This is a genomic window from Pseudomonas sp. Marseille-Q8238, from assembly GCF_965111915.1.
In genome coordinates, this window is the sequence record NZ_CBCOPI010000001.1 from 3,627,956 (window position 1) to 3,642,934 (window position 14,979).

Sequence of the window (14,979 nt, forward strand, 5' to 3'; positions counted from 1 at the left end):
CCCGGCAAAGCCATCGCTTGGCACCTGCCTGTTTCTCGCCGTCATGGGCTGGGCGTTCCCGCCCGCTTCCACCTATGGATCGAGGCGGGCCTGCGCCATCGCGGGCGCGAGCCATGCTCGCCAGAGGGCCGGCCAGACACCCGGCACCTTCAGGCGCCAGGCATCAGCGGCTCACTCAGGCCTCGCTCGGCCCTTCAACGTTGCTCGCCGGCACTGCAGCGGCGGGAGCGCGTCCCTGAAGCAACCGCGCCAGCACGTCCTGCACCACCGGGCTCTTGCCGACCACGCCCTCAATGGCCTTGCCCACCGACAGGGACTTGGCGAACGAGTTGAAGAAGTCGCCTTCGCCGCCGACGATCTCGATCTTCGCCTTGGCCAGCGCGGTGGCGAGCACCTCGGCCTGGTCCTTGGCGATTTCCTTGTTGGCGGCGATGGCGGCCATGGCTTCCTCGAAGCTCTTCTCCAGTTGCATGCGGAACTCTTCGTGCTGGCGAGCCTTGTCGCTGAGCGCGTCCAGGGCACCGAACTTCTTGCCCAGACCTTCGGCTTCAGCGTTCAGGCGCTCCAGCAGAATCTGCGCCTCGGCCATACCCAGGTCCTGGGTGGCCTTGGCCTTGGCAGTACCGAGTTGTTCCTCACCGCGCGCCTGGGCGCCGAGCTTCTCTTCCAGCACCTTGGCATCGGCCAGGCCGTCTTTTTCCTTGGCAGCAGCTTGAGCCTCGGTGACACGCGCCTGGGCCAGGCCTTTTTCCTGCTCGCCCCTGGCTTCGGCAATCAGGTACTCCGCCTGCACGCGGGCCTCGGCCAGGCCTTCCTTCTCCTTGGCCGCTGCGGTGACTTCACGCACCCGCGCATCGGCCAGGCCAGGCGCAGCGCGCTCGGCTTCGATCCCTTCAGCCAGTTTCTTCTTGGCCTCGGCGCTCTTGGCCGCAGCCTCCAGCTCGGCCTGGGCGAGGTTGTTGATTTCCACCGCCTTGTGCTTGGAACGGGTTTCGTCGGCTTCGGCCTGCTTGACCTGGCGCACCAGCTCTTGCTCGGCCTCGGCCTGGGCGTTGAGCACGACGACCTGCTTCAGGCGCTCGGCCTCGGAGACTTCGCGAACTTCCTTGATACGCTCCTCTTCCTGGGCCACCGTCTTCTCGACCGCAACGCGCTCGCGTACCACGGCAGCGATGTTCTTGCGCTCTTCTTCCAGCGCCTTTTCCTTCTCGATGCGCTGCAGCTCGACCTCGCGCTCACGGGCAACCACTTCCAGGTCCTTGGCGCGGGTGACTTTTTCCACCTCGATAACCACGGCGCGCTGGCGGTTCTGCTGGGCGACTTCCACTTCGCGCTGATGGTTCTCGGCGCGGATATCCAGTTCCTGCTGGGTCTGGATACGCGCCTGCTCGGCCTTCAGGCGCTCCTCTTCCTTGACCTTGAGGGTCTCTGCCTGTTCGCGAGCCTGGATGGTCTCGATCTCGCGCTTCTGCCGCGCCTCGGCATCGGCCTGCTGACGCTCCAGCGACAGGGTCGCCTCACGGGTCTCGACGTTCTTTTTCTTGATCGCCAGCTCCTCGTTGCGCTCCAGCTCGTTGGTGATGACGTTCTGCGCAGCGGTCAACTCGGTGATCTTGCGAATGCCCTCGGCATCGAGAATGTTGCTCGGGTCCAGGGAGCTCTTGGCGGTCTGCTCCAGGTAGTCGATGGCCACGTCTTCCAACACGTAGCCATTGAGATCATTGCCGATCACTTCGATGATGCGGTCGCGGAAGTCCTGGCGATTCTCGAACAGCTCGACGAACTCGAACTGCTTGCCAACCGTTTTCAGGGCCTCGGAAAACTTGGCGTTGAACAGCTCGTTGACCGCCGCGCGATCGGAAGCACGGGCGACGCCGATGGCCTTGGCCACCTTGAGCACATCTTCCTGGGTCTCGTTGACGCGCAGGTAGAACGCCACGGTGATGTCAGCCCGCATGTTGTCCCGGCAGATCAGGCCGTCCTTGCCACGACGATCGACCTCCAGGGTGATCAGGGAGATCTTCATGAACTCCTTGAGGTGGATGACCGGGTACACCAGCGAGCCGGTGAAATGCACCTTGGGCGTCGACGACATGTCGTTGACGATCAGCGCGGTGCCCTGCGGGACCTTGATGTAGAACGCCTTGAACAGCGCCAGCAAGCCGACGATGAGCAGAACAACAACACCGGCCACGACCAGTACGGGAATCAGTGAAGGTGGAAGCATGCAATCAATCTCCTTTGATGCTGAGGACCGGGTCAGAATCTGAAGCAAAATCTCGCGAGCTAAAGCTCTGCAAGGCGAAAACAAGTGAGGAACGGACTGGGCTCGCACTCGAGTTTACGAATTGTAAATGAGCATTCCGGTCGGACTGGCGAACCAGCTTGTTTTCAACGCAGCAGAGCCGACGCGCAGCAGATTTTGCTCAGGTTCTCAGAGCTCCCGGAACTCATCCTCGGTAATAACCTGGTAAGCGTGTTGCGCTTCCAGATACTCCAGTAATACGACGCGATCACCGCGTTTGAAGCCCCGCGCTTCGTCGGCACGCACCCGCAGGATCAACCCGGCGCCGCCGTCTTCGAGCACCGCCTCGCCATGGGTCAGGGTGACACGACCGCTGCGCACCACAGCTGTCTGGCCGAGCACGCTCTTGCTGGTGGACGCTTCCATCTTGCGAAACAGCGGCCGCAGTGGCGCGCAGACCAGCCCACAGAATGGCAACACGATAATCATTGCAGCGACTACCACGACCGCGCCCACCGGATAACGCAACAGGCCCAGGGGCAGGTGGCTAAGCAGCAGCAATTCGACGAAATAGGTGAGGAACCAGCCGAACAGGAACAGCAGGGTGAGCACCAGCGTGAGCGGTACGTCATTGAGCTTGAGCTTGCTGAGCAACGCCGCTACCCCTTCGCCTTGGCCGGCGCTGTCGAGCGTCGAATCGGCCTCGACGTTCAGCACATCGATCTCGATCAGGCCGAACGAGACGATGATCCAGTAGAAGACCGCCAGAAGCAGCAGAAAGCTGTAGATGACAGTGGGAAACGACAACGCCGTTTGCAGGAATATCTCCATATCTTTCCTATCCCGATAAAACCCATGTAATAAAACGACCACCGCTGATACGACCAAAAACCGGCCACACTGAGCGGACAACGGAAGACATGCAGGGGGAGTCGAATGAAGGTGCAGGGTACATTCGTTTGGCGTCTCATTAAACCGCACAATGCTGCTCGCAAAGCGCCAACCCCGTCGCACGTTGGCTTTCGCACCCTGACTGACGCCTGTCGAGTTTCCCTACAGAGCACACAATCGCATAGGCTTTAAGCCTTTCCCTGTTCCGGAGTCCGCATGATCCCCAGCAAACCTCTCGCCGGCCTTAAAGTGATCGAACTCGGCACCCTGATCGCCGGCCCGTTCGCCTCACGCATCTGTGCCGAGTTCGGTGCCGAGGTGATCAAGGTCGAGTCCCCTGATGGCGGTGACCCGCTGCGCAAGTGGCGCAAGCTCTACGAGGGCACCTCGCTGTGGTGGTTCGTGCAGGCGCGCAACAAACGCTCGATCACCCTTAACCTCAAGCACGAGGACGGGCGCGCCATCTTGAAGACGCTGCTCGGCGAGGCGGATATCCTGATCGAGAATTTTCGCCCTGGCGTACTGGAGAAACTCGGGCTGGGCTGGGACGTGCTCCACGCGCTGAACCCGAAGCTGGTGATGGTGCGCCTGTCCGGCTTCGGCCAGACCGGGCCGATGAAGGACCAGCCGGGATTCGGTGCAGTCGGTGAGTCCATGGGCGGGCTGCGCTACATCACCGGCTTCGAAGACCGCCCGCCAGTACGTACCGGCATCTCCATCGGTGACTCCATCGCCGCGCTGTGGGGCGTGATCGGCGCGCTCATGGCGCTGCGCCATCGTGAGGTCAACGGCGGCCAAGGCCAGGTGGTGGATGTGGCGCTGTACGAGGCGATCTTCGCCATGATGGAAAGCATGGTGCCCGAGTTCGATGTGTTCGGTTTCATCCGTGAACGCAGTGGCAACATCATGCCCGGCATCACGCCGTCGTCCATCCACACCTGTGCCGACGGCCGGCACATCCAGATCGGCGCCAATGGCGATGCGATCTTCCGCCGCTTCATGCGCGCCATCAATCGCCATGACCTGGCCGATGACCCTCAACTGGCCAGCAACGATGGCCGCGACGCCCGCCGCGACGAGCTGTACGGCGTGATCGACCGCTGGGCCGCCAGCCTGCCGCTGGCCGAGGTGGAGGTCGTGCTCAGCCATGCCGAGGTACCGGCCAGCCGCATCTATTCGGCCGAAGACATGTTCCGCGACCCGCAATTCCTCGCCCGTGAGATGTTCCTCCAGGCCAAACTGCCAGACGGCAAGCCCTTCAGGATGCCCGGCATCGTGCCCAAGCTGTCGGAATCGCCTGGCAGCGTCGAATGGACCGGCCCCGAGCTGGGCGAACACACCAACCAGATACTCGCCAGCCTCGGCTACAGCGCCGAGCAAGTCACCGCGCTGCGCCAGACCGGCGCCATCTGAATCGCAGAAAGGACCCTGCCATGACACTCAAACTCGACGCCCATGACCTCGCCCGCGCCGTCAGCGCTGGCGTCCTGCAGCCCGGTCAGGACCAGACATTGCTGGCCTTCCTGCGCCAGCGCCCGGATGAACAGGCCAGCTTCCAGCTGAGCCATGTCGCCTACTACTTCGGTGCGCTGTTGATCATCGCGGCCATGGGCTGGCTGATGACCGAGGCCTGGATGCAGGTCGGTGATCTCGCCCTGCTCCTGATCGCCCTCGCCTATATCGGCCTGTTCTGCGCCTGCGGCCTGAGCCTGTGGAAACGTGGCCAGCAGATCCCCGGCGGCCTGCTCGGTGCGGTGGCGGTCAGCCTAGTGCCGCTTGCCGTGTTCGCCCTGCAACGCCTGACCGGCCTGTGGCCGCTGGACGACGCCCAGACCAACTACCACAACTACTACACCTATGTGCAAGGGGGCTGGCTGGCCATGGAGGCCGCCACCGTGATTGCCGGCCTGCTGATGCTGCGCCTGATGCCCTTCCCCTTCATCGTCATGCCGATGGCGGTGGCGCTGTGGTTCATGTCCATGGACCTGAGCGAGCTGCTGCACGGTGACGGCTTCAGTTGGGAGCAACGCCGCGACGTCTCGCTGTGGTTCGGTCTCTGCCTGCTGCTGGCCTTCGTTTTGATCGACGGGCGTACGCGTAAGGATTACGCCTTCTGGGGCTACCTGGCCGGGCTGCTGGCCTTCTGGGGCGGGCTCAGCCTGTCGGAAAGCAACAGCGAATGGGGCAAGGCCGCCTACTGCCTGATCAACCTCGGCCTGATGGGGGTTGCCGTGCTGCTGCGCCGCCCCATGTTCATGGTCTTTGGCGGGCTCGGCGTGGCCGGTTACCTGGGCCACCTGTCGTACAAGGTGTTCGCCGATTCGCTGTTGTTCCCCGTCGTACTGACGCTGATCGGCCTGGCGCTGATCGGGCTTGGCCTGCTCTACCAGAGACGCCGCGAGCGCCTCACCAACAACCTGCGCGCCCAATTGCCGTCGGCGCTGCTCAGTCTCCTTCCGGCCCTGCGTCGCTGACCCGTGCGGCGTATCGTTGCCGCCGGACTGCAAAGCCTGGCCATCATGCTGGTGGCCGGACTGTTCATCGCCCTGGTCACCGGTGAACTGCAGCAACAGCGCCTGACGCTGGCCTGGCCCTATTACGGTGAGCCGTACAGCAATCCCCTGCTGGACCTGCTCCTGCCGTCACTACCCGCCATGCTGCTGTTCATTCTCTTCGCGTGCCTGGTACGCAATACCCTGGCCACGCTGATCACCTTCACCCTGCTCGCCTTCCTCGCGGCATTCTGTGTCTGCATGGTATTCGCCGCGGCCTTCGGCGCGACCTGGACGACTGGCGAGATCGTTCGCGAATTACTCCTCGCCCATCTGCAGCTGTTGGCGCTGTCCCTGCTGCCAGGCTGGTTGATGCTGCTGGTATTTCAGCGTCGGTCGGCCTAAGCCACACCAGACGTGCATACGGTCATAGCTGCACATGACACACCCCTCGGATGCCTCCCGGATATCTAACCGATCAGCATGGCAGGGCATGCCAATCCCACTTGCCTGTGGTGACCCACCCATTAACGCCCTAGGCTCTGTACGAAAAGTGCCTGCGCTCAGCGTTAAAAACAGGCTCAGCAAGCCGCTTGCGGCTAACGCACTTCAGTACGGCCCCAATAGGCGAGAGCGAAGCGAGTCATGCTCATGCACAACACGTAAACTCCGCCTCTTCGCCTGTTTTTGCCTTGCCTGACCTTCGCTCGACGACTCTCCGTACAAAACCGAGCACTCGCCGGAAATGCCGGTAACAGAACCCTTCATTGCCGCAGATCATCGTGTACGACCGGCTAGCATCTAAACTCATAGACAGTGAGGTTTGCTTGAAGGAGCTACACCATGGATTCCTTTCACATCATGATCGTCCTGCTCGTCGTAGGATTCCTGCTACTGGGCATCGGCTTCAACAACCGTGACCACGAGTGGGGCGTCTGGCTCACCGGCCTCGGCGTGCTGTCGATGTTCGCGCCGTTGTTCTTCAAGATCTTCGTCGAGCTGGCCTGATCGAGGGCTGCCTCAGTCGCTTTACAACCCAAGGAAGTAACCAGCCTGACACAGCGCACTGCCATGATTTTTCCTGCGCAATGGCGCGGATTACTTCGCCTGGCGCGCCCTACCTGTCGCATGCAGGCCTGCTAACACCTATGGGGTTTGATTCCAGCGTCCGGCAGCAGTCTGATCGCTGCCGCGCCCCTCAACCCAGCGCGCGCCCTCCGGGGTGTCTTCCTTCTTCCAGAACGGCGCGCGCGTCTTCAGGTAATCCATGATGAAGGTGCAGGCATCGAGCGCCGCCTGCCGGTGCGCGCTGGCGGTGCCGACAAAGACGATGGGCTCGCCTGGAGGCAAGTGCCCCACCCGGTGCACCACCTCCACCCGCAGCAGCGGCCAGCGTTGCTCGGCCTCGACGACGATGCTCGCCAACGCCTTTTCGGTCATGCCGGGGTAATGTTCGAGAAACAACCCATGGACATCCCGCCCCTCATTGAAATCGCGCACGTAACCGACAAAACCCGTAACCGCGCCAATCCCCAGGTTGGCAGCATGCAGCGCGTTGAGTTCGGCACCGGGATCGAACACTTCGGTGCAGATACGAATGGCCATGACATGCTCCTTCTGGTGTCGAGTTTCGATCAAGTGTCTGTTCAATAAGAGGCGAACAATGCGCCCCCTTCACGGGGCCAAGCTGTGCGAGCCAAACGGCGCCCCCCCCCTAGCCGGAAAAAGGCTCTCGGGAATGAGCTAGGCATTCCCACCCCGCGCCCGCAAAAACCAGCAGCACTCAGCCCCCGGTAACAGTGGGGAAAAAAGCCACTTCGTCGCCATCGGTCAACTCGCTGTCCAGGCTGCACAGCTCCTGGTTTCGCGCACACATCAGGCTCTGCTCGCCCAGCACCTGCCAGGCGCCGCCACGGCTGAGCAGGTGCTGGCGCAGGTCTTCGATCCGATTCATTGCGGCGTGTGGCAGCTCTTCAGCGTCGATCCCCAACGCCTCGCGGTAACGGGCAAAGTACTGCACACGAATCATGCTGGCTCCTGCGCGTGAAAATCACCGCTCTTGCCACCGGACTTCTCCAGCAACCGCACGTTTTCGATGGTCATGCCACGGTCCACCGCCTTGCACATGTCGTAGATCGTCAGTGCAGCGACACTGGCGGCGGTCAGCGCCTCCATTTCCACGCCGGTCTGCCCGGCGAGTTTGCAACGCGCCTGGATGCGTACCACGTCGTCCCCCAGCGCGCTCAACTCCAGCTTGATGCTGGTCAGCATCAGCGGGTGGCACAACGGGATCAGGTCCGAAGTTTTTTTCGCCGCCTGGATACCGGCAATGCGCGCCACGGCGAATACGTCACCCTTGGGGTGGCCACCGTCGACGATCATGCGCAGGGTTTCCGGGCGCATGCGCACCCAAGCTTCGGCCAGCGCCTCGCGCGACGTCACCGCCTTATCGGTGACGTCGACCATATTGGCGCGACCGTGGGAATCGAGATGAGTCAGCATCGGCTTGGAAACGCTCACGAGCGAATGAGTGAGCGCCAAGCTTCCAGCCACAGCCCTCAAGCTGCAAGCAAAAACGCATGCCTTGCGTCTGCCTGCCCTCGAAGGCTGCGGTCATGCAGCGCTACATATGCGCTTCGGCGTACTCGGCCAGGACCGAGCGCGGCACGCCCTGCAGGGTGATGTGCACGCCATGGGGGAAGTCCTTGAAACGCTCCGTGAGGTAGGTCAGGCCGGAACTGGTGGCCGACAGGTATGGGGTATCGATCTGCGCCAGGTTGCCCAGGCAGATCACCTTCGAACCGCTACCGGCTCGGGTGATGATGGTCTTCATCTGGTGCGGGGTGAGGTTCTGGCATTCGTCGATAAGGATCAGGCTCTGCTGGAAGCTACGCCCGCGGATGTAGTTGAGCGATTTGAACTGCAGCGGCACCTTCTGCAGGATGTAATCGACGCTGCCATGGGTGCTCTCGTCATCCATGTGCAGCGCTTCGAGGTTGTCGGTGATGGCTCCCAGCCAGGGCTCCATTTTCTCGGCCTCGGTGCCCGGCAGGAAGCCGATATCCTCATCCAGACCCTGCACGCTGCGGGTGGCGATGATGCGCCGGTAGCGCTTGCTGACCATGGTCTGCTCGATGGCTGCGGCCAGCGCCAGGATGGTCTTACCGGAGCCCGCCGCACCGGACAGATTGACCAGGTGGATATCCGGATCGAGCAGGGCGAACAGTGCCAGCGCCTGGTAGATGTCCCGTGGTTTCAGGCCCCAGGCTTCCTGGTGCATCAGCGGTTCCTGATGCAGATCGAGGATGGTCAGGGTACTGCCCTCGATACCTTTGACCCAACCGACGAAGCCCTGCTCGTCGATGACGAACTCGTTGACGTGCACCGCCGGCAGGTTGTCGGTGAGCTGCACCTGGTGCCAGGTGCGGCCATGCCCCTGGCGCGTCTCGACCTTGCTCACCCGGTCCCAGAAGGAGCCGGTCATGGTGTGGTAACCGCGTGACAGCAGGTTGACGTCGTCCACCAGCTGGTCGGTGTGGTAATCCTCGGCGGCGATCCCACAGGCACGCGCCTTCAGGCGCATGTTGATGTCCTTGGTCACCAGCACCACGCGCACGCCGGGGTTGCGGCTGCGCAGGTCGACCAACTGGTTGATGATCTTGTTGTCGTTGAGGTTTTCCGGCAGCCAGGTCAGCGGCTCCGCCCGCTTGCTCATGAGAATCGACAGACTGCCACACGGCCCGCTCTTGCCGCGCTGGATGGGGACGCCCTTCTCCACTTCATCCGGCGTAGCCTCACCCAACACCTTGTCGATCAGGCGGATGGCCTGGCGACACTCGGCGGCCACCGAATGCTTGCCGGTCTTGAGCTTGTCCAGCTCCTCGAGCACGGTCATGGGGATGGTGACGTGGTGTTCCTGGAAGTTCAGCAGTGCGTTGGGATCGTGGATCAGGACATTGGTGTCGAGGACATAGAGGGTGGGCAGGGTAGAACGGTTGTGTCCGTGATCATCCATACTCGGTCACCTTAATCGAGAGGCCAGACGACGGTGCGGAGCTCCGTCGCGAAGGGCCGCCAACCTCCAGGGCAAGCCGGGAAGCGCAGGCAAGGTGATGGCCAAGGGACGCCACCTGTGCTGCAGGGTTCGGCGGTCTACTTTCGTTAATACTCCATTACAGATGACAGGAAAAAGAACTTTTTATGCGCTTTCCGGCTTTTTTATCGGCGCGACGAATAACCCTTGGCGTACCGGGTAGGCATCGTTAAAGTCGGAAATCCTGTCGTTTGTCGCAACATCCTCCCCGCGTCCCTCCTGCCCACACCACCCTGCTGTGCGAGCTGCTGCGCCAAATCCCACACATACTGTAATGCCTTGAGTCCTCTTCGCCGGTCACAATCGGTTACCCTCGCGCCTTTGCGCGCAGGCCCAGACCTGCTCTGCAACGCCCTTCTTCCGCCTATACACCTAGAATCCAGAGGTTCACCGTGACCGCCACACGCTTCACCCCACGACAAATCACCCTGCACTGGCTCAGCGCCATCCTGGTCCTGCTGATCATCACCCTGCCCTATGCCAGCGACCTGCTCGCGCCACTGTTCGGTGGCGTCGGTGGCGTATTCACCCTGCACAAGTCCCTTGGCCTGCTGGTGCTGGTGCTGACGGTGCTGCGCCTCCTGGTGCGTGCCCGTGATGGTGCCCCGCAATTACTGCCTGGCGATGCCCGGTTGCAGCGCGTTGCAGCGAAGAGCGGGCACGCCTTGCTGTATGCCCTGCTGCTGTTGATGCCATTGACCGGGCTGTTGTTCGGCAAGCGCCCGGTCAACCTGTTCTGGCTGGTGGAGATCGGCCCGCTGCCAGTGGAAGATGGCGTCCGCGAGCTGGCCAAGACCTTCCACGTCACCGCCCAGTACCTGCTGTTCGCCCTTATCCTCGGCCATGCAGGCGTGGCCATCTGGCACCACCGTGTGCAGCGTGATGGTGTCCTGCGCGCCATGCTGCCCGAGCGCGGCTGACCGATAGCGGCGGCCCGTGACTGATCGTCCGGGCCATTGCCGCACCCACCTCGCAAAAACGAATCAGCAGCAAACCCTAGAGCCAGGACACTACTCCGGCCTAGAATCGCCCCTCGCCGAGAGGAGACGATTGACATGCTGATGGTGATTTCCCCCGCCAAGACCCTGGATTACGAGACGCCGCCGATAATCGGCCGCTTCACCCAGCCCGAACACCTGGACGACGCCCAGCTCCTGATCGAGCGCTTGCGCGAGCTCAGCCCGTTGCAGATCGGCGAGCTGATGCACCTGTCCGATAAGCTATCCGCGCTCAACGTCGCGCGTTATGACAGCTGGCAACGCCCCTTCAACCCATCCAACGCCAAACAGGCGCTGCTCGCCTTCAAGGGCGACGTGTATACCGGGTTGAATGCCGAAGATTTCGCCGAAGCCGATTTCGACTTCGCCCAGCAGCACCTGCGCATGCTCTCCGGCCTCTACGGCCTCCTGCGCCCGCTGGACCTGATGCAACCCTATCGCCTGGAGATGGGCACCAAACTGAGCAACGTCCACGGCAAGGACCTCTACGCCTTCTGGGGTGAACGTATCAGCGGCTGGCTCAACCAGGCCCTGGCCGAGCAAGGCGACAACATCTTGCTCAACCTCGCGTCGAATGAATACTTCAGCTCGGTCAAGCGCAAAGCACTCAATGCGCGAGTCATCGACACCGAGTTCAAGGACCTGAAAAACGGCCAGTACAAGATCATCAGCTTCTACGCCAAGAAGGCCCGCGGCCTGATGGCACGCTACGTGATCAAGGAACGCCTGAAAGACCCGGCAGGCCTGAAGGATTTCAACTACCAGGGTTACCGCTACAGCACCGAACACTCCAAGGAAGACAGCCTGGTGTTCCTGCGCGATCAACCACAGGACTAAGCCTGCACCCCGCTGGGCCGCCTACCTGCGGCCCACATCTGCCCCATCCCTCGCCTGCCACGCAGTCCAGTTCGGCCACTTTCCCTTGTAACTTTCTGAACTTCCAATATAACCATTCACTTGTACTAGCACATTGCAATTGTTTATCGACTGATAATTACTCATTTCACCCAACAGGACGAACGGTAGGAACTATCGAATTCTCGCTGCCTCTTACTCCCGTAACATAATTTCTCCACGCAACTTTCAGCGCGACCCAATACTGCCTATTCACTATCAAGCATTTGTTTGATGAGGCTCTGTATTCGCTGAATATTCAAACCCCTTAACGGAGTTATTCACCACTCATCATATTAAAGACATCAAACCCTAGAGCCACGGCCACTACAGCCTATAGCTCACACCACCAAGGGCACGCTTTTATATTACAAGCCCATTATTCGTCTTCTTGCAGAAGGCCAGTTTCTTATCATGCCGAGATTAACCAATTCAATTAACGAAGTGCGTTGATCAACTGTTTATGGCGCTGCGCCATTTCTCACTACTGTAATAAATGGACGAGGTGAACGCGATGCGAATCAGCATCTTCGGTTTGGGTTATGTGGGGGCTGTTTGTGCCGGTTGCTTATCGGCTCGCGGTCATACTGTCATTGGCGTAGATATATCCGCCACCAAGATTGATCTGATCAACAAGGGGCTTTCCCCCATCGTCGAACCCGGACTTGGCGAACTGCTGCAAAAGGGCCTGAATAGTGACCGTTTGCGTGGCACCACCGACGTTGCAGAGGCTGTACGCGACAGTGACATGTCGTTCATCTGCGTCGGCACACCCAGCAAGAAGAATGGCGACCTGCAGCTCGATTACATCGAGAACGTCTGCCGCGAAATCGGCATGGCCCTGCGCGACAAGCCCGGCCGCCATACCGTGGTGGTACGTAGCACCGTCCTGCCAGGCACCGTCAAGAACGTGGTACAGCCCATCATCGAGGACTGTTCGGGCAAGCAGGCAGGCACCGACTTCGGGCTGGCCGTCAACCCGGAGTTCCTGCGCGAGAGCACCGCGATCAAGGATTACGACTTCCCACCAATGACCGTTATCGGCGAGCTGGACAGCCTGTCTGGCGACCTCCTGGAAAGCCTCTACCGCGAACTCGATGCGCCGGTGATCCGCAAACCGATCGAAGTCGCCGAGATGATCAAGTACACCTGCAATGTCTGGCACGCGGCCAAGGTCACCTTCGCCAACGAGATCGGCAACATCGCCAAGGCGGTCGGCGTTGATGGCCGGGATGTGATGGACGTGGTCTGCCAGGACCACAAGCTCAACCTGTCCCGCTACTACATGAAACCCGGTTTCGCCTTCGGCGGCTCCTGCCTGCCCAAGGATGTACGCGCCTTGAACTACCGCGCGCACTCGCTGGATGTCGACGCGCCGCTGATCGGCTCGCTGATGCGCAGCAATGCCACCCAGGTGCAGAACGCCTTCGACCTGATCGCCGGCTACGACAAGCGCAAGGTCGCCCTGCTCGGCCTGAGCTTCAAGGCCGGCACCGACGACCTGCGCGAAAGCCCGCTGGTCGAGTTGGCGGAGATGCTCATCGGCAAGGGCTTCGACCTGAGTATCTACGACAACAATGTCGAATACGCCCGCGTCTACGGCGCCAACAAGGACTACATCGAATCGAAGATTCCCCATGTGTCCTCGCTGCTCAACAGTGACCTCGACGCCGTGGTCGGCAACGCCGACGTGATCGTGCTCGGCAATGGCGACCAGCGCTTCGCCGAACTGGCCGAACACACACCGGCAGGCAAACAGGTCATCGATCTGGTCGGTTTCATGTCACGCCCCACCCATGCGGGTGCAGAAGGCATCTGCTGGTAATCCCGGCAGTCACCGCGGGGCGAGCCTGGCTCGCCCCGACGAAGACGATGGACAGGCCCATGGACACGCTGAAGAAAACCCTCAACCAGGCCAGTGGCTGGCTGCTCTACCTGAGTGCGCTGATGCTGCTGGCCCTGCTGCTGCCCAGGACGGTATTCGATCCCGACTCCAAGCACTTCCTGCTGCTGATCGGCGCGGTGGGGATCTGGCGCTATTCGATGGGTGCCCTGCATTTCGTACGCGGCTGCCTGTTCCTCTATCTAGTTTTCCCCTATTACCGGCGCAAGGTGCGCACGCTCGGCCAGGCGGCGGACCCGTCGCAGGTCTTCCTGCTGGTTACCAGTTTCCGCATCGATGCCCTGACCACCGCCCAGGTGTATCGCTCGGTGCTGCGCGAAGCCATCGACTGCGGCTACCCCACCACCGTGGTCTGCTCCATCGTCGAACGTGCTGACGAGTTGCTGGTGAAAGGCCTGTGGGCACAACTCGCGCCACCACCGCGGGTCACGCTCGACTTCGTACGCATTCCCGGCACTGGCAAGCGCGATGGCCTGGCCTACGGCTTTCGCGCCATCTCACGGCAGATGCCGGATCGCGATGCGGTCGTCGCCGTGATCGATGGCGATACCGTGCTCGGCGCAGGTGTGGTGCGCAAGACGGTGCCCTGGTTCAAGCTCTTTCCCAATGTCGGTGGCCTGACCACCAACGAGTTCTGCGAGGTGCGCGGCAGCTACCTGATGAGCGAGTGGCACAAGCTGCGCTTCGCCCAGCGCCACCTCAACATGTGCTCGATGGCGCTGAGCAAACGCGTGCTGACCATGACCGGGCGCATGTCGGTATTTCGCGCCAGCGTGGTCACCGACCCCGGCTTCATCGCCGATGTCGAGAGCGACCACCTCGATCACTGGCGTCTGGGCCGTTTCCAGTTCCTCACCGGCGACGACAAGTCCAGCTGGTACAGCCTGATGCGTCTGGGCTACGACACCTTCTACGTGCCGGATGCGGCAATCAACACGGTCGAGCACCCACCGGAAAAAAGCTTCCTCAAGGCCAGCCGCAAGCTGATGTTCCGCTGGTACGGCAACAACCTGCGGCAGAACTCACGCGCCTTGCGCCTGGGCGTATGGCGTCTGGGTGGTTTCACCAGCCTGGTGCTGTTCGACCAGCGCGTGTCGATGTGGACCTGCCTGCTGGGCCTGGCGGTGGCGATCATCGCCAGCCTCAAGTACAGCGTCGCCTTCATCCTCATCTACCTGCTGTGGATCGGCATCACCCGCCTGATCCTCACCCTGCTGCTCAGCGTGACGGGCCACCGCATCGGCCCGGCCTATCCGCTGATTCTCTATTACAACCAGATCGTCGGTGCCTTGGTGAAGATCTACGTGTTCTTCCGCCTGGACCAGCAGTCCTGGACCCGCCAGAACACCACGCTCAAACGCGACCTGGCCAGCTTTTCGCGCTGGTTCAACACCTGGTCCTCCCGCGCCATGACTTTTTCTGCCACCAGCGTATTCATCGCCACGTTACTGGCGGTGGTCTGA

Annotated in this window: 14 protein-coding genes; 8 read left to right on the forward strand and 6 right to left on the reverse strand. The window is 61.4% G+C overall.

From position 1 onward, the window contains the following. Positions 1-175: 175 nt before the first annotated feature. Complete coding sequence (locus ACWPW0_RS16885; RefSeq protein ID WP_447593219.1) at positions 176-2,227, reverse strand: hypothetical protein; 2,052 nt, start codon at positions 2,225-2,227, stop codon at positions 176-178. 207 nt (positions 2,228-2,434) lie between these two features. Continuing rightward, the gene (locus ACWPW0_RS16890; RefSeq protein WP_447593221.1) at positions 2,435-3,076 is read right to left on the reverse strand and encodes a hypothetical protein; all 642 of its coding nucleotides are present in this window, start codon (positions 3,074-3,076) and stop codon (positions 2,435-2,437) included. A 276-nt stretch (positions 3,077-3,352) separates the two neighbouring features. Here ACWPW0_RS16890 and ACWPW0_RS16895 point away from each other — a divergent pair, with 276 nt between their 5' ends. From ACWPW0_RS16895 to ACWPW0_RS16910, 4 genes are all read left to right on the forward strand, one after another. Then, positions 3,353-4,549, forward strand: coding sequence for a CaiB/BaiF CoA transferase family protein (locus ACWPW0_RS16895; protein WP_454255935.1), 1,197 nt, complete (start codon positions 3,353-3,355; stop codon positions 4,547-4,549). A gap of 20 nt (positions 4,550-4,569) precedes the next feature. Next, positions 4,570-5,610 carry a DUF2157 domain-containing protein gene (locus ACWPW0_RS16900; protein ID WP_454255936.1) on the forward strand — a complete coding sequence of 347 codons (1,041 nt, stop codon included), beginning with the start codon at positions 4,570-4,572 and terminating at the stop codon, positions 5,608-5,610. 3 nt (positions 5,611-5,613) lie between these two features. Then, positions 5,614-6,033 carry a hypothetical protein gene (locus tag ACWPW0_RS16905; protein WP_454255937.1) on the forward strand — a complete coding sequence of 140 codons (420 nt, stop codon included), beginning with the start codon at positions 5,614-5,616 and terminating at the stop codon, positions 6,031-6,033. A 438-nt stretch (positions 6,034-6,471) separates the two neighbouring features. Beyond that, entirely contained in the window at positions 6,472-6,636 is a 165-nt protein-coding gene (locus ACWPW0_RS16910; RefSeq protein WP_447593228.1) for a hypothetical protein, read from the forward strand. Positions 6,637-6,774: 138 nt separating this feature from the next. Here ACWPW0_RS16910 and moaE read toward each other — a convergent pair whose 3' ends face one another. From moaE to ACWPW0_RS16930, 4 genes are all read right to left on the reverse strand, one after another. Further along, a complete protein-coding gene (gene moaE / locus ACWPW0_RS16915) occupies positions 6,775-7,233 on the reverse strand; it encodes a molybdopterin synthase catalytic subunit MoaE (protein WP_454255938.1) in 459 nt (152 codons plus the stop codon). A 178-nt stretch (positions 7,234-7,411) separates the two neighbouring features. Continuing rightward, the gene (locus ACWPW0_RS16920) at positions 7,412-7,657 is read right to left on the reverse strand and encodes a MoaD/ThiS family protein (protein WP_447593232.1); all 246 of its coding nucleotides are present in this window, start codon (positions 7,655-7,657) and stop codon (positions 7,412-7,414) included. After that, on the reverse strand, positions 7,654-8,130 hold the full coding sequence (gene moaC / locus ACWPW0_RS16925) for a cyclic pyranopterin monophosphate synthase MoaC (RefSeq protein WP_454256755.1): 477 nt from the start codon (positions 8,128-8,130) through the stop codon (positions 7,654-7,656). The genes ACWPW0_RS16920 and moaC overlap by 4 nt, the downstream gene beginning before the upstream one ends. 121 nt (positions 8,131-8,251) lie before the next feature. Continuing rightward, entirely contained in the window at positions 8,252-9,643 is a 1,392-nt protein-coding gene (locus ACWPW0_RS16930) for a PhoH family protein (RefSeq protein ID WP_447593234.1), read from the reverse strand. A 470-nt stretch (positions 9,644-10,113) separates the two neighbouring features. On the opposite strand from ACWPW0_RS16930, the gene ACWPW0_RS16935 reads away from it, so the two are divergent. From ACWPW0_RS16935 to alg8, 4 genes are all read left to right on the forward strand, one after another. Then, entirely contained in the window at positions 10,114-10,641 is a 528-nt protein-coding gene (locus ACWPW0_RS16935) for a cytochrome b (RefSeq protein WP_454255939.1), read from the forward strand. Positions 10,642-10,776: 135 nt separating this feature from the next. Beyond that, complete coding sequence (gene yaaA, locus ACWPW0_RS16940; protein ID WP_454255940.1) at positions 10,777-11,556, forward strand: peroxide stress protein YaaA; 780 nt, start codon at positions 10,777-10,779, stop codon at positions 11,554-11,556. A 571-nt stretch (positions 11,557-12,127) separates the two neighbouring features. Continuing rightward, positions 12,128-13,438, forward strand: a complete 1,311-nt coding sequence (locus ACWPW0_RS16945) for a nucleotide sugar dehydrogenase (RefSeq protein WP_454255941.1) — start codon at positions 12,128-12,130, stop codon at positions 13,436-13,438. A 47-nt stretch (positions 13,439-13,485) separates the two neighbouring features. Further along, positions 13,486-14,979, forward strand: coding sequence for a mannuronan synthase (gene alg8, locus ACWPW0_RS16950; RefSeq protein ID WP_454255942.1), 1,494 nt, complete (start codon positions 13,486-13,488; stop codon positions 14,977-14,979).

Bases quoted from the DNA above. Each gene is read 5' to 3' on its own strand.
- alg8 (WP_454255942.1), top strand. From the start codon at position 13,486: ATGGACAGGCCCATGGACACGCTGAAGAAAACCCTCAACCAGGCCAGT.
- ACWPW0_RS16920 (WP_447593232.1), bottom strand. From the start codon at position 7,657: ATGATTCGTGTGCAGTACTTTGCCCGTTACCGCGAGGCGTTGGGGATC.
- ACWPW0_RS16890 (WP_447593221.1), bottom strand. From the start codon at position 3,076: ATGGAGATATTCCTGCAAACGGCGTTGTCGTTTCCCACTGTCATCTAC.
- yaaA (WP_454255940.1), top strand. From the start codon at position 10,777: ATGCTGATGGTGATTTCCCCCGCCAAGACCCTGGATTACGAGACGCCG.
- moaE (WP_454255938.1), bottom strand. From the start codon at position 7,233: ATGGCCATTCGTATCTGCACCGAAGTGTTCGATCCCGGTGCCGAACTC.
- ACWPW0_RS16895 (WP_454255935.1), top strand. From the start codon at position 3,353: ATGATCCCCAGCAAACCTCTCGCCGGCCTTAAAGTGATCGAACTCGGC.
- ACWPW0_RS16910 (WP_447593228.1), top strand. From the start codon at position 6,472: ATGGATTCCTTTCACATCATGATCGTCCTGCTCGTCGTAGGATTCCTG.
- moaC (WP_454256755.1), bottom strand. From the start codon at position 8,130: ATGCTGACTCATCTCGATTCCCACGGTCGCGCCAATATGGTCGACGTC.
- ACWPW0_RS16885 (WP_447593219.1), bottom strand. From the start codon at position 2,227: ATGCTTCCACCTTCACTGATTCCCGTACTGGTCGTGGCCGGTGTTGTT.
- ACWPW0_RS16900 (WP_454255936.1), top strand. From the start codon at position 4,570: ATGACACTCAAACTCGACGCCCATGACCTCGCCCGCGCCGTCAGCGCT.
- ACWPW0_RS16930 (WP_447593234.1), bottom strand. From the start codon at position 9,643: ATGGATGATCACGGACACAACCGTTCTACCCTGCCCACCCTCTATGTC.
- ACWPW0_RS16945 (WP_454255941.1), top strand. From the start codon at position 12,128: ATGCGAATCAGCATCTTCGGTTTGGGTTATGTGGGGGCTGTTTGTGCC.